13 protein-coding genes are annotated in these 13,455 nt (G+C 70.9%); 7 read left to right on the top strand and 6 right to left on the bottom strand.

The genetic code is table 11. The annotated features are described in order from the left end of the window. The first annotated feature begins 67 nt into the window (after positions 1 to 67). Both IRZ18_05165 and IRZ18_05160 read left to right on the top strand, forming a co-directional pair. Entirely contained in the window at positions 68 to 1,162 is a 1,095-nt protein-coding gene (locus IRZ18_05165) for an ABC transporter ATP-binding protein (protein MBX5476500.1), read from the top strand. After that, positions 1,110 to 1,916: an ABC transporter permease gene (locus IRZ18_05160; protein MBX5476499.1), complete on the top strand. Its 807-nt coding sequence runs from the start codon at positions 1,110 to 1,112 to the stop codon at positions 1,914 to 1,916. The genes IRZ18_05165 and IRZ18_05160 overlap by 53 nt, the downstream gene beginning before the upstream one ends. Before the next feature lie 55 nt (positions 1,917 to 1,971). On the opposite strand, the gene pruA is transcribed toward IRZ18_05160, so the two are convergent. Then, the gene (gene pruA, locus IRZ18_05155) at positions 1,972 to 3,519 is read right to left on the bottom strand and encodes an L-glutamate gamma-semialdehyde dehydrogenase (protein ID MBX5476498.1); all 1,548 of its coding nucleotides are present in this window, start codon (positions 3,517 to 3,519) and stop codon (positions 1,972 to 1,974) included. 154 nt (positions 3,520 to 3,673) lie between these two features. On the opposite strand from pruA, the gene IRZ18_05150 reads away from it, so the two are divergent. Then, a complete protein-coding gene (locus tag IRZ18_05150) occupies positions 3,674 to 4,567 on the top strand; it encodes a protoheme IX farnesyltransferase (protein ID MBX5476497.1) in 894 nt (297 codons plus the stop codon). A 45-nt stretch (positions 4,568 to 4,612) separates the two neighbouring features. Beyond that, on the top strand, positions 4,613 to 5,005 hold the full coding sequence (locus IRZ18_05145; GenBank protein MBX5476496.1) for a hypothetical protein: 393 nt from the start codon (positions 4,613 to 4,615) through the stop codon (positions 5,003 to 5,005). Here IRZ18_05145 and IRZ18_05140 read toward each other — a convergent pair. Beyond that, a complete protein-coding gene (locus tag IRZ18_05140) occupies positions 4,983 to 5,924 on the bottom strand; it encodes a YitT family protein (protein ID MBX5476495.1) in 942 nt (313 codons plus the stop codon). The genes IRZ18_05145 and IRZ18_05140 overlap by 23 nt on opposite strands. 104 nt (positions 5,925 to 6,028) lie before the next feature. On the opposite strand from IRZ18_05140, the gene IRZ18_05135 reads away from it, so the two are divergent. Then, positions 6,029 to 7,033, top strand: coding sequence for a DMT family transporter (locus IRZ18_05135; protein ID MBX5476494.1), 1,005 nt, complete (start codon positions 6,029 to 6,031; stop codon positions 7,031 to 7,033). Here the strand turns inward: IRZ18_05135 and IRZ18_05130 are convergent. From IRZ18_05130 to IRZ18_05115, 4 genes are all read right to left on the bottom strand, one after another. Next, positions 6,961 to 8,220: an MFS transporter gene (locus IRZ18_05130; GenBank protein MBX5476493.1), complete on the bottom strand. Its 1,260-nt coding sequence runs from the start codon at positions 8,218 to 8,220 to the stop codon at positions 6,961 to 6,963. The two genes, IRZ18_05135 and IRZ18_05130, sit on opposite strands and share 73 nt — an antisense overlap. A 172-nt stretch (positions 8,221 to 8,392) precedes the next feature. After that, positions 8,393 to 10,198 (bottom strand): ABC transporter ATP-binding protein, encoded by a 1,806-nt coding sequence (locus tag IRZ18_05125; protein ID MBX5476492.1) that lies wholly within the window; start codon positions 10,196 to 10,198, stop codon positions 8,393 to 8,395. A gap of 3 nt (positions 10,199 to 10,201) precedes the next feature. Then, positions 10,202 to 10,972: an energy-coupling factor transporter transmembrane protein EcfT gene (locus IRZ18_05120; protein ID MBX5476491.1), complete on the bottom strand. Its 771-nt coding sequence runs from the start codon at positions 10,970 to 10,972 to the stop codon at positions 10,202 to 10,204. Between the two features lies 1 nt (position 10,973). Further along, a complete protein-coding gene (locus IRZ18_05115) occupies positions 10,974 to 11,582 on the bottom strand; it encodes an ECF transporter S component (protein ID MBX5476490.1) in 609 nt (202 codons plus the stop codon). 59 nt (positions 11,583 to 11,641) lie between these two features. Between IRZ18_05115 and IRZ18_05110 the strand changes: the two genes are divergently transcribed. Further along, positions 11,642 to 12,052, top strand: coding sequence for a GNAT family N-acetyltransferase (locus tag IRZ18_05110; GenBank protein MBX5476489.1), 411 nt, complete (start codon positions 11,642 to 11,644; stop codon positions 12,050 to 12,052). Between the two features lie 126 nt (positions 12,053 to 12,178). Continuing rightward, positions 12,179 to 13,455: MFS transporter (locus IRZ18_05105; GenBank protein MBX5476488.1), on the top strand; the 1,277-nt coding region annotated here is incomplete at its 3' end.

The raw sequence follows: 13,455 nt of genomic DNA, 5'->3' as shown, positions 1-13,455 counted from the left end.
GGTAGCACGATCGCAGGGTGCGCGGCGCACGTCCCCGCAGTCGCCCTGCGCGATGCCAATTTACTCCATGTCCCGATCGGCAGGACTCGACACGCGGGCCGCCCCCTCTTGTGAATCCACCCCCGTCACGATATCTTCGGGAGTCGAGGTGTCTGCGGTGGAATCGCTCGCGCCCACGGCCGGCCCGCCTGCTTCCGAGCTCGCCGTCACGGCCCGCGGCCTGACGAAGCGCTACGGGGAGTTCGTGGCCGTCCGCGGCATCGACTTCGACGTGCGCCGCGGGGAGTGCTTCGGTTTCCTCGGCCCCAACGGCGCCGGCAAGAGCTCCACGATGCGCATGCTGTACGGCCGCACGGAGGTTTCCGGCGGCCGGCTCACCGTGCTCGGCCTCGACGCCGCGCGGGACTCGCGCCAGATCAAGCTCAGGGTGGGCGTCGTCCCGCAGGAGTCCAACCTCGACAGCGAGCTCACCGTGCGGGAGAACCTCGAGCTGTTCGCCCGATTCTACGGCATGACGCGCGCGGAGGCGCGCCGTCGCGCCGACCGCTGGCTGGCGTTCGTCGGCCTGCAGGAGGTGGCCGCCCAGCGCGTCGACGAGCTGTCCGGAGGCATGCAGCGGCGCCTCGTGATCGCACGGGCGCTCCTGCACGAGCCGGAACTCGTCGTCCTCGACGAGCCCACCACCGGCCTCGACCCGGCCGCCCGCCACGCCATCTGGCAGAAGCTGCAGCAGCTCAAGGAGAGCGGCGTCACGCTGATCCTGACGACGCACTACATGGACGAGGCGCACCGCCTGTGCAACCGCCTCGTCGTGATGGACCACGGCCGGATCCTCGCCGAGGGGCCGCCGCAGAGCCTTGTGGAGGAGCACGTCGGCCAAAGCGCCATCGAGCTGCCCGCCGACTGGCACGAGGCCCACGGCGCAGCGTTGCCGGCCGCGCTCGTCCGCCGGCAGCTCCGCATCGGGAGCGCCGTCTTCCTGTACACCGACGACGCGCCGTCGCTGCTGGAGAAGCTTCACGCCTCGCCGCAACCGCCGCGGTACCTGGCGCGCCAGACGAACCTCGAGGACGTGTTCCTCGCGCTGACGGGGAGGGACCTCGACGACGATGCCGGCGACCTTCACCTCCGCGCGGCGGGCATGGCCCCTTCCGCGCTTTGACTGGCAGGCCTGGCGGGTCTGGGAGCGGAACGCCATCGCCTGGCTGAAGATCTACAAGACCAGCGTGCTGCTCAACTTCGGCGAGCCGTTCATGAACCTGCTGGCCCTGGGGTTCGGCCTGGGGACCTACGTCACGTCGCTGGACAACGTGCCGTTCGCCGCGTACATCGGCCCGGGCCTGCTCGCGTCCACGGTGATGATGGGCGTCACCTTCGACATGGCCTTCTCCGGCTTCAACCGCCTGCACCGCGAGGGCGTCTACGACGCGATGATCACCGGTCCGCTCAGCGTCGAGGCGATCGCCGGCGGCGAGTATCTGTGGGAGTGCACGCGTGCGCTCCTGTACGGGTCGACGTTCCTTCTCGTGCTCGTGGCCCTGGGGCTGGTCCGGTCGTGGCTGGCCGTGTGGGTCCTGCCGCTCATGATCCTGCCCGGCCTCATCTTCACCTCGCCGGCGCTGGTCGTGGCGGCCGCGGCGCGGCTGGAGGATCATCTCTTCTACTACTTCACGCTCGTGATCACGCCGATGTTCATGTTCTCCGGCATCTTCTTCCCCGTCAGCAATCTGCCCGCCCTGGCGCAGAAGGTCATCTGGTTCACGCCGCTCTATCACCTCGTCAACGTCACGCGCGCGCTGACGCTCGGGCAGCTCTCGCCGGGCTGGTGGCACGACCTGCTCTGGCTCTTCGCCGCCGCGCTAATCGCGTTGCCCTGGCCCGTCGTGGCCCTGCGCCGCAAGCTCCTCGACGCGTGAAAAACGGGCGCCGGCCGCGCCGGCGCCCGCTCCCGCTCTCTTGCTTCGCGGAACCTCACAACCGCTCTGAGATCGCCTTCGCCTGCATGAAGGAGAGCAGGTAGTCCGGACCTCCCGCCTTCGAGTCGGTCCCGGACATGTTGAAGCCGCCGAACGGGTGCACGCCCACCAGCGCGCCCGTGCACTTGCGGTTCAAGTACAGGTTGCCGACGTGGAATTCCTCCCGCGCCCGCTCCAGATGCTCCATGTTCCGGGAGTACACGGAACCGGTGAGGCCGTATTGCGTCCCGTTGGCGATCTCCAGGGCCTCGTCGAAGTCCTTGGCCCGGATGAAGGCGCAGACGGGCCCGAAGATCTCCTCCTGGGCGATGCGCGCGTCCGGCGCGACATCGGCGAAGATCGTCGGCTCGATGAAGTAGCCCTCGAGCGGCCCCTTCTCGCCGCCGGTCATGAGGCGTCCTTCGCGCTTGCCGACCTCGATGTAGTCGAGGATCTTGCGGTACGCCGCCTCGTCGATGACCGGACCCATGTCGACGTCGAGGTCCGAGGCCGGTCCGACCTTCAGCTGCTTCGTCCGCTCCACGACGCGGCCGAGCACCTCGTCGTAGGCCGCGCCGATGCCGATGACGCGGCTCGCCGCGGAGCACTTCTGGCCCTGGAAGCCGAACGCCGACGACACGATGGCCGCGGCCGCCGCGTCGTAGTCGGCGCCCTCGTCGACGATGATCGCGTCCTTGCCGCCCATCTCCGCAACGACCCGCTTGAGCCAGATCTGGCCCGGGTGCACCTTCGCGGCCCGCTCGTAGATGCGCACGCCGACGTCGCGCGAGCCGGTGAAGGAGATGAAGCGCGTCTTGGGATGGTCGACGACGTAATCGCCGATCTCCTCGCCGCTGCCCGGCAGGAAGTTGATCACGCCCGGCGGCAGGCCCGCCTCTTCCATGATCTCGACAAACTTGTACGCGATCACGGGCGTGGCCGAAGCCGGCTTCAGGAGCACCGTGTTGCCGGTGACCACGGCCGAGCTCGTCATGCCCGTGAGGATGGCCAGCGGGAAGTTCCACGGGGGGATGATCGCGCCCACGCCGAGCGGGATGTAGACGAGGTCGTTGTCCTCGTCCGGCAGGCGCGTCAGGTCCGGATGCTGCGACAGGCGCACCATCTCGCGCGCGTAATACTCAAGGAAGTCGATGGCCTCGGCCACGTCGCCGTCCGCCTCGACGGCCGGCTTGCCGGCCTCGAACTGCTCCAGCGCCACGAGCTCGTAGCGGCGCCGGCGCATCTCCGCCGCCGCGCGCAGCAGCACGCGGGCGCGCGCCTCCGGGTGCACGCGGGACCAGCGCTCAAACGTCTCCCACGCCGTCTTCATGGCCTTGTCCACATGCGAGCGATCAGCCTGCGAGACCTGCGCGATCACTTCGTCCGTGCGGGACGGGTTGATCGACGGCCGCTTGCGGTTCGTTTCGATGCGCTGTCCACCGATGACGAGCGGGTACACGCGGCCGAATTCGGACCGAACCTTCTCCTGAGCCGCGAGCAACGCTTCCCGTTCCGCCGCGTCGCGGTACAGCCGGACCGGCTCGTTCTGGAACGGCGTCCTCACGCGAATCCCTCCCTAGATGTGTGCCACACCTCAGTATGCCAGAAACGAAGCCCAGGTTGGCCCCATAATGGAGCGCGAGAAGTGGTACAATGGCTTTCGGCGCACGGCGACGGAAAGATCGCCGGCGGCCCGTGCAAAGGAGACGTTTGAAAAGATGGGATCGCTTCCCCAGGCGGCCGTCGCGCCGGTGAGCCAAGTGCGTCAAGCGGTGAGGGACTACGTCGCGCTGACCAAGCCGGGCATCGTCCTTCTGATGCTGGTCGCGACGGTCACCACCATGTGGGCCGCCACGGACGGCCGTCTCTCCCCGTGGCTGCTCGTCGCAACGCTCGTCGGCACAGCGCTGGCCGCCGGCGCCGCAAATACACTGAACTGCTACATCGACCGGGACATCGACGCCATCATGCGCCGGACGCGCAACCGGCCGCTGCCGGCCGGCCGCCTGCGCCCCGAGCAGGCGCTTCGCTTCGGCGTGGCGCTGGCCGTACTGTCCTTCGCCGTCCTCGCCACGTGGGTGAACGTGCTGGCGGCCGTCATCGCGCTGTCCGGCGCGGCGTTCTACGTCTTCATCTACACCCTCTGGCTCAAGCGCTCCACGCCGCAGAACATCGTGATCGGCGGCGCCGCCGGCGCCGTGCCGCCGCTCATCGGGTGGGCGGCCGTCACGAACCACGTCTCGCTTCCGGCCATCCTGCTCTTCCTGGTCATCTTCCTGTGGACGCCGCCGCACTTCTGGGCGCTGGCGCTGTACAAGAACGAGGACTACCGGCGCGCGCGCGTGCCGATGATGCCCGTCGTGCGGGGAGAGCGGGCGACGAAGATCCAGATGCTCGTCTATACCGTGCTGCTGGTGCTGTGTACGCTCACGCTCTACCCGATGGGCGTCGCCGGGCCGGTCTACGCCGTCGCCGCCGCGGTGATGGGGCTCGTGTACATAGCCCTCGCGGCGCGGGCGCTCCGGGATTCGTCGGACGCCATGGCGAAGCGCCTGTTCGGATTCTCGAACCTGTACCTTGGGTTGCTGTTCGTGTTCCTCGCTTTCGGTTAGGACGCGGGTGATCGTCAGAATCGCAAAGAGGAGGCGTGACCGTTGATGTGGCAAGAGCTCGCTGCGGCCGTGTCGGCGCTCATCCTCGCGTCGGCGCCGTTCTGGAACGGCTTCGCGAACGATCGGGAGATCGTGCTGTTGAACTTCGTGGTCGCGATCCACGTGTTCCTGCTGTCCATCGCGTCCCGGGCGATCACGAAGTACAACATCCAGAACCATCAGAACCGCCAGCAGCGGCGCTGGCTCATGTACATCGCGGCCGCGTTCGGCGCGGCGGCGGCCTTCATTCCGCCGCTCCTCGGCAAGGGCGCCGATCTCACGGCTTCGCGGGACAACCTCGTCTTCGGCGTCGCCATCTTCCTGTTCTCCCTCTGGTCGGCCATGCTTCCGCCTTACGAGGTGGACGAGGAGCCGATCACGAGGACGGACGCCGCCTGACCAAGCGCCACAACCTCGGCCGGCTGCCGGCTGCGCGGCGGGCGCCGCGCGGTGCGGGCAGCCGGCCGAATCCCTGCCCGAGCACCTCCGTCGCGTCCATGACCGTCACGAACGCCCCCGGATCGGCCTCGGCCACAAGCTGGCGAAGCCGGTAGATCTGCGAAAGCGAGACGACGACCCACAGCACGGTGCGGGGCGCCGCCGTGAAGCCGCCCTGCGCTTCCACCACCGTGGCCCCCCGGCCCAGTTCCCGCGTGACGGCGGCGAGGATGCGGCGGGGCTCGCTGGTCACGATCATCGCCGCCTTGCCCCGCACGGGCCCTTCCACGATGAACGTCACCACCCGTCCCGCGATGTACGTGACGATCCAGGCGTACAGCGCCGTCGGCACGCCCACCCAGAACGCCAGCCCCGCGAGCACGGCCACGTCGAACGCGAGGTAGGTGACCGTGTAGCCCACCCCGCGCCAGTCGTTGAGGAAGCGCGCGAGGATGTCCGTGCCGCCGGAAGAGCCGCCGCCGTGCATCATGAGGCCGATCCCGGCGCCGGACACCACCCCCGCGTAGATCGCGGAGAGGAGCGGGTCGTGCAGCACCACGGCAGCGGAGGAGAAGAGGGGCAGCCAGGCGCTGATCAGCGCGATGCCGATCAGCGTCCGGATGATGAAACCGGCGCCGATGAACATCCAGCCCAGGACCAGAAGGGGGACGTTCAGGGCGGGGTACAGCCACGAGACCGGCCATCCGGTGAGATAGTGGATGAGCACGGCGAGCCCGGCGAAACCGCCGTCGCCAAGCCGGTTGGGCACGATGAGCCCGTTGATGGCAAACGCCAGGAGCGCCGCGCCGGCGACCATCTGCGCCAGGTCGCGCGCGGGGCGGCCCAAGCTGCGCATGCGATCCCGGATGCTCCTGGACATCGACGCCCCTCCCGTGGTGGCCTGCGCCCGGTCGCGTCCGGCGGCGGCGCATCCTCTCGCCATGGCGCCGGATGGAATGTACGCTACGAGATGGAGGTCGTTCCTTGGCCGCGCGTCCGTCCTGGCAGGGCGCCGCGCTCGCCGCGTTTTCGGCCGCGGCGCTCGCCCTCCTGCCCATCTTCGCGCGCTTCGCCTACTCCGGCGGCGCCAGCGTGCCCACCGTGCTGCTCCTCCGCTTCGCCGGAGCGGCGGTCCTGTTCTTCGCCATCGGCCGGCTGCGCGCCTCCGCCGCACGGCGCAGCGGGCGGGACCAGGGGCGTTCCGGTCCCGACGGCCGCCGCGCGCCGGCGCCCGCCGGGCGGGCGGCCCTCCCGCTGCTGGCCCTCGCGGGGGTCCTCTACGCCGGACAGTCCATCCTGTACTTCTCCGCCGTGCGCGCGATCCCGGCGTCGCTCGCTTCGCTGCTCCTGTATCTGTACCCTGCGCTGGTGGCCCTGCTCGACGTACGCTTCGGCGGGCGGGCGCTCGACCGCCGGCTGCTCCTGGCCCTCGCGCTGGCGCTGGGCGGGCTCGCCCTGGTGCTGGGCGCGCCGCGCGGCGCGCGGCTTGCCGGAATGGCGCTCGCGCTGGGCGCGGCGTTCGTCTTCAGCGTCTACATTCTCGTCAGCGACCGGGCGATGCGCGAGGTTGACCCGCTCGACGCCGCGACCGTCATCTCGTTCGCGGCCGCGGGCGCGTCTCTGGTGGCTGGGCTCGCCTCTTCGGCGCTGTCGTTGGACCTCGCGCCCCAGGCATGGTGGGCCGTCGCGGCGCTGGCGGGCGTCTGCACGGGGTTGGCGTGGCCGGCCTTCCTGACGAGCGTGAACTGGATCGGTCCCACGCGGGCGTCGGTGATCAGCACCGTGGAACCACCCGTCACCACTCTTGCCGCCGCGTGGATCTTCGGGGAGGGCATCGGCGCCGTGCAGGCCGCCGGGGGCGTCCTCATCCTCGCCGGCGCCGTGATCGCCACGCTTGCGGGGGGCAACCCCGCGGCTCAGCCCGTCCCCGGCGACGAGCCGGACGCAGCCTCCGCGGCCGTCCGGCGCGCCTCCCGGAGCCACACGTAGGCCGCGAAGGCCCCCGCGAGGATCGCGCCCACGACGAACGCCGCCTGCGGGTTCCAGCCGGCCGCCACCGCTCCGGCGAACTCGTTGCCGAACGGCGACGATCCGCCGAAGACGAGGAAGTACACGCTCATCACCCGCGCGCGCAGCCCGTCCGGCACCAGCGACTGCACGAGCGAATTGCTGCTCGCCGTGAAGCGGATCATCGTGTAGCCGGCGCAGGCCAGCAGGACCAGGTCCACGTAAAAGTTCGGCGCGAGCCCCACCAGCAGTTGCGTCGCCGAAAAGGCGACGGCGTAGGACGCCACGTTCGCGAACCCGATCGGCCGGTGCGAGTTCGCGGCGAGCGCCAGCGCCCCCACCAGCGCGCCCAATCCCAGCGCCGTGTAGAGGAGCCCGAGGCCCTCGGGCCCGATGCGCAGCACGTTCTTCGCGAGAAGCGGCAAGAGGATGTTCCAGTTGATCGCGAAGAGACTGACGACGCCCAGGAGGATGATCGGCCAGGACACGGACGGCGTGGCGCGCAGGTAGGCCAGGCCCTCCCCCACGTCCGCCAGCAGCCGCCGGCGCGCCGGCTTGGGCGCCTCGTTCATGGCGCTCATCAGGGCCAGGCCGGCGATCACGGCCACGTACGACGCCGCGTTCAGGAGGAAGGCGACGCCCACGCCGAACGCGGCGATGACGAATCCGCCCAGCGAGGGCCCGACGACGCGCGCCGCGTTGAAGAGCGAGGAGTTCAACGCGATGGCGTTCGCGAGGTCCTGCTTGCCGACGAGCTCCACGATGAACGACTGGCGCGTCGGGTTGTCGAGCGCGTTGATCACGCCCGTGAGCGCGGCGACCACCATCACGTGCCAGATGCGGACGTGGCCCGTCACCGTGAGGGTTCCGAGCGCCGCGGCGAGGAGGAGGAGCGCCGACTGCGTCCACATGAGGACGCGCCGCTTGGGGTAGCGGTCGGCGATGGCGCCGGCAAAGGCCGAAAGCAGCAGGACGGGCAGCCACTGGAGCGCGCCGACGGTGCCCAGGACGACCGACGAGTTCGACAGCTCAAGAACCAGCCAGCCCTGGGCCACCTGGTTCATCCAGTTGCCGGTGACGGAAATGAGCTGTCCGGTCCAGAAGAGGCGGAAGTTTCGGTGGCGCAGCGAGGCGAACATCTCGCCGGCCACGCGGCGGACGGGTCCCATCGCGCGCCCCGCTACCGCGTCTCAGTCTCGCGACGCGACGCGCCCGCCGCCGTCGACGATTCCCGCGCCCAGCGCGGTCCCGTGACCCTCCGCCTCGGCAACCAGGACTTCCCTACCCACGTGAAGACGACACAGAGGAGAACGATGAGGGCAATGGCCCAGATGATGTCGCTCATGAGCCCATTATAACGCCGCACAGCTCTTGAGGAGTCACGGGGAGGGCGCGCAGGCCGAGCCGGCGGGCCAGGCGCAGGGCGGCCGGCGCTTCGACCCCGGCCGCCGCCAGGACGTCGTCCTGGCGGAACACGTCGGCCGGGGCACCGTCCGCCACGATGCGCCCGGCGGCCAGCACAAGGACCCGGTCGGCCACGGAAGCCGCGAAGTCCATGTGATGCGTGACCAGGAGCACCAGCTTGCCGGAAGCGGCCAGCTGCCGCACGAGCGCCGCCAGCCGCCGCAGGCTGGGCTCGTCCTGCGCCATGGTGGGCTCGTCGAGGACGAGGATCGGCGTCTCCATCGCCACAGCCGCGGCCACCGTGACGAGCTTCCGCAGGCCGAAGCCGAGGTCGTACGGGTGGCGGTCGGCGAGGCCGGCGAGGCCGAGCGCGTCCAGCGCTCGCAGCGCCGCCTCTCGCGCCACTTCCGGGTCGCGGCCGATGTTGCGCGCGCCGTACGTCGCCTCCTGAAGGACCGTGCCGAGGAACAGCTGGTCGTCCGGGTTCTGGAAGGCGAGGGCCAGGCGCCGCGCCACCTGCGCCACGGTCGCCCGCGCGGTGTCGAGCCCGTCGACGACGACGCGGCCGCGATCCGGTTTCACGAGACCCAACAGCAGCCGCAGGAGCGTCGACTTGCCGCCCCCGTTCTGTCCGATGACCACCGTGACGCCGGGGCCGTCAATGGCCGCGCGGATGCCGTGGATCACCGGACTGCCGGGCTCGTACGCGAAGTGGACGTCGTCGATGAGGAGCGAAGGCGACGCGGCGCTGTCGCCGCCCGCCGCGGAGCGGGGCCCTGCGTGCGCATGCACCGCGGGCGCGTGCGCCGCATGCGCGGGCCTGGCCACCGCGTGCGCGGGCGCGTCCGTCGCGGGGCCGTCGCCGGCGCGGGCCGGGGCCACCCCGCCCCGGCGGAACGCCTCTTGAAGATGCGCTACGGCTTCGTCCTCCGTCAGCGGGAGCTCAGCCGCGTCCTTTCCAGCTGCGCGCGCCGCCTCCCGCGCGACCTGCGCGTACACCGGCCGCGGCAGGTCCTCGTCCGGCACGCTCGTCCCGGCGTACAGCGCGCGCGCCCGGCCAGCGGCCACCGGGCGGCCGGCCCGCAGCACGAGCAGCCGGTCGGCCCGCGCCGCCAGCCACTCGCTGCGGTGCTCAACGACGATCACCGCCACGCCCAGCCGCCGCGCCACCTCGACGGCTTCCTCCACTTCCCTCGCGCCCCGCGGGTCCAACTGCGACGTCGGCTCGTCCAGGATGAGCACGCGCGGCCGCATCACCCACGCGCTGGCGATGGCGAGGCGCTGCACCTGGCCGCCGGAGCAGGCGAACGGGTTCTGCTCCGCCACCGCCGTCAGGCCGAAGCGCGCGATGGCCTCGTCCACGCGCTCGCGGATCTCTTCGGGCGGGACGCCGAGGTTTTCCAGGCCGAACGCGATCTCGTCGTAGACCGTGTCGCGCGCCCCGGAGATCTGGTTGTACGGGTTCTGCAGGCAGAGCGCCACATCGCCGGCCAGACGCGACGCGCCTTCCGCGATCGGGTCGTGGCCGGCCAAGCGGGCGCGGCCCGTCACCTCCGCGCGGAAGAAGTGCGGCACGAGCCCCATGAGCGCGTAGGCGAGCGTGGACTTGCCGGCCCCGTGCGGCCCCGTGACGCCGCACAGCTCGCCCGGCTCGACCTCGAAGGAGACGCCGGCCAGCGCGGGCTCATCCGCAAGCGCGTAGCGAACGCTCAAACCTTCAACCCGGACGACGGCTTCCGACACGCGTCAACCTCCCGTGGCGCGCCAGACGACGGCGGCGACGAGCACGGCGAGCGCGAGGGCGCGTAAAAACGCGGCGCCGGCCATGTCCCGCACCGGGCGGAAGATCGTCCTGGGCCCCGGCCGGCTGAAGCCGCGCACTTCCAGCGCCACGGCGCGGTCCTGCGCGGCCGCCAGGGCCGACATGACAAGCGGCGCCAGCATCGGCAGCAGCGCGCGCAGCCGCCGGCGCAGGCCGCCCTCCGTCTCCACGCCGCGGCTGCGCTGGGCGTCGAGGATCGTCGCCACGCTGGCGGAAAGCATGGGCAGAATCTGGATGATCGAGACCAGGGCGTACCCCGCGCGCGGCGAGAGACCGCGCATCAGGAACGCCGTGACGAGATCCTGCGGCCGCACGGTGAACACCAGCGTACCGATCGCGGCGATCGTGTTCCACAGGCGCAGGGCCAGAACCCAGGCGACGAGCAGCCCCTCGCGGTAGAACGTCAGGCCGAGGACGCGGAACAGCGGCTCTGTGTTCGAGGGGTGCGATAGCCCCTGCGCCACGAAGAACGTCGCCACGATGACGGCGCTCGCCGCAATGAGGCTGGCGGCGCGCCGGAGCGCGCCCGCCAGCCCCAGGAGAACGAGGTTGATGCCGAGGATCGACGCCGTCGCGCGCCAGTCCGGCGCGATGAACCCCGCCAGCGCCGTGCTGAAGGCCCAGACGGCCTTCGTGAACGGGTCCGCCCGGTGCACGAAGGAGCGGCCCGGCACGTAGAGCGACGGCGCCCGCACGTTACCGGCCGCCCTGGACCCGCCGGGCGCCGGCGCCGGCCTGCGCGACCAGCCGCTGCGGCAGGCCGCGGAACACGAGGTAGGCGACGAACACGGTGATCACCTTGTCCGGCAGGTCGACGACGAATTCGTCGAGGAACGAGGCGAGCCACACCGGCACGCCGTCGACGCGCAGCGCCGTGAAGAGCGCGTCGCCCCAGGTGTTGCCCGTCGTGCCCTGCCACAGGACGACGTTGATCGGCGTGGAGACGATCGCCGAAACGATCGCGACCACGACGCCCAGCGCGATCGCCCGGCCGGTGGATTGCACCCAGCCCTTGTACGCGAAGTAGCCGGCGGCCATGCCGATGAACAGGCTCGTGATGGCATACCAGAATGAGACCGGATCCGCGGTGAGCCCGTAGAAGATGTTGTTGATGGCCCCCGACAACGCCCCGACGACCGGCCCGCCGAGCATCGCGGCCAGCACGGTGCCGATGGAGTCCAGCCAGAGCGGCAGCTTCAACGCGGCGGCGATGGCCTTGCCGACGTAATTCACGGCCACGGCGACGGGGATCAGGGCGATCATGAACGTCGTCAACCGCGGCGACCACATGGACCGCATGTCCATGCGCGCGACCTCCTTTGTGAGGGTCTGCCGCCATCATAGCGTAGAACGGAGGCGCACAAATGATCGAATACCGAGAAGGCCGCGAGATTCCGCCGGAGGCTGTCGCCGAGCTTTTCGACACGGTGCCGTGGGCCCGCGGGCGCGCGCCGGAACGGATCGCGAGGGCGCTCGCGGCGTCGGACCGCGTCGTCACGGCGTGGGACGGCGAGCGTCTGGTGGGCATCGCCCGCAGCCTGTCGGACGGCGAGTGGTACGCGACGGTGTGGGACGTCATCGTCCACCCCGACTACCGCTCGCGGGGGATCGGCCGGGAGATCGTGCGCCGGATCACGGACTTCTACAGAGGACGGGGCTTCAGCTACGTGGCGCTCTTCAGCGTGGAGGGCCGTGAGGGATGGTACGAACAGTTCGGGTACACGCTGCACCCGCGCGGCATGCGGCTGGACGAGGGCGCGGAGGCGGCGACGTGACAAGCGTGGCCCGCCGACCGCCCGGCCGGGTCCGCCGCGGCGATTCCTCCGCAATTCGCGCGTTTGGGAAGCGTCCTGCTATCTTATGGCTGTTGCACACGCCACTTCGCGGAGGTTCGCCGCAGCATGGGACGCGCATTCTGGTTGATCGCGCTCGGGCGATTCCTGAGTTCGACGGGCGACGGGTTCTTCGCCCCCTTCACGGCCCTCTACCTCACGCACCGCTTCGGCCTCTCGCCGGCGCAGGTCGGGCTCCTGATGAGCGCGGCGAGCTTCGGCTCGCTGCTGGCGCGCATCCCCGGCGGCGCACTCGCGGACCGCTTCGGCTTCCGGCCCATCGCGATCGGCGCGATGTGCGGCGCCGGCATCGCCGTGATCGGCGCGGGACTCGCGCACAGCACGGCCGGCTTCGCGCTCGCGTACGCCGCGCTCAACATCCTGGTGTGGGGAAGCTTCCCGGCGTTCGCGCACGGCATCACCACGCTGGTCGCCAAGGAGAGGCACGACGAGGCGTTCAGCATCCTCGGCCTTGTGCAGAACGGCGGTTTTGCGCTGGGCTCCGTCCTCGGCGGGCTCGTCGCTCTCGGCGGGTTCTCGCGGATCTTCTGGATCGACGGGATCTCGTTTTTCGCGTTCGCGGCCGCCGTCGCCGTCGCGCTGCCGAGCGGCAGGGGTGCCGCACGGCGGGCGGACGCCGACGCACCGGAAGGCGCCCCTACGGGCTCCGGAGAGCGCCGCGCCTCGCGGGCACGGGGCCTGCGCGACATCGTGTACCTCCCGCCGCGCACCGCGCGCGGCTTCTGGCGCGTGGCCTGGACGGGACTGCTGTTGAGCGTCGTCTACAGCCAGCTCGGCGCCAACCTGCCGATCGACATCGAGCGGCGCGCCGGCGACGCCACCTGGTACGGGGCGCTGTGGACGCTCAACGCGGGGATGATCGCGCTGCTCCAGTATCCCGTGACGCAGATGACGGCGCGCTTCCATCGGCGGGCGCGCATGGCCGCCGGCGCGGCGCTGTACGGCTTGGGCGCAGCCGTCTTCCTGGCGGCGGGACCCGTCTGGGTGTACTTCTTCGCGTTTTTCGTCATCACCGTCGGCGAGATGCTCTACTCGCCGCTGGTCACGCCCGAGGTCGCGGCGCAGGCCCCGGCGGGCTACGGAGCGCGCTACCAGGGCGCGGTCAGCCTGTGGAACGGCGCCGGCTGGGCGCTCGGGCCCACGCTGGGCGGCCTGTGCCTGGAATACGGCGGCTCGACCGGCTTGTGGCTGACGATGGCCGCGCTGGCGTGCATTGCGGCCTGGATGTTGCGGCCGGAGCCGGCCGGCGCGGTCCAGCGCGCGGAAGGGAGCGCGGCGCCGCCCGGCGAGCCGCCCCCCGCCCCCGCAGCGGCAACGCCAGAGTT

This window comes from Clostridia bacterium (genome assembly GCA_019683875.1).
Taxonomy (GTDB): Bacteria; Bacillota; Sulfobacillia; order RBS10-35; family Bu92; genus Bu92.
Note: the sequence above shows the minus strand (reverse complement) of the source record. Positions and strands in the feature narration are given on the sequence as shown.

Coding starts and splice junctions, on each gene's coding strand:
- IRZ18_05165 (MBX5476500.1), top strand. CDS start 68: ATGTCCCGATCGGCAGGACTCGACACGCGGGCCGCCCCCTCTTGTGAA.
- IRZ18_05160 (MBX5476499.1), top strand. CDS start 1,110: ATGCCGGCGACCTTCACCTCCGCGCGGCGGGCATGGCCCCTTCCGCGC.
- IRZ18_05150 (MBX5476497.1), top strand. CDS start 3,674: ATGGGATCGCTTCCCCAGGCGGCCGTCGCGCCGGTGAGCCAAGTGCGT.
- IRZ18_05145 (MBX5476496.1), top strand. CDS start 4,613: ATGTGGCAAGAGCTCGCTGCGGCCGTGTCGGCGCTCATCCTCGCGTCG.
- IRZ18_05140 (MBX5476495.1), bottom strand. CDS start 5,924: ATGTCCAGGAGCATCCGGGATCGCATGCGCAGCTTGGGCCGCCCCGCG.
- IRZ18_05130 (MBX5476493.1), bottom strand. CDS start 8,220: ATGGGACCCGTCCGCCGCGTGGCCGGCGAGATGTTCGCCTCGCTGCGC.
- IRZ18_05115 (MBX5476490.1), bottom strand. CDS start 11,582: ATGGACATGCGGTCCATGTGGTCGCCGCGGTTGACGACGTTCATGATC.
- IRZ18_05110 (MBX5476489.1), top strand. CDS start 11,642: ATGATCGAATACCGAGAAGGCCGCGAGATTCCGCCGGAGGCTGTCGCC.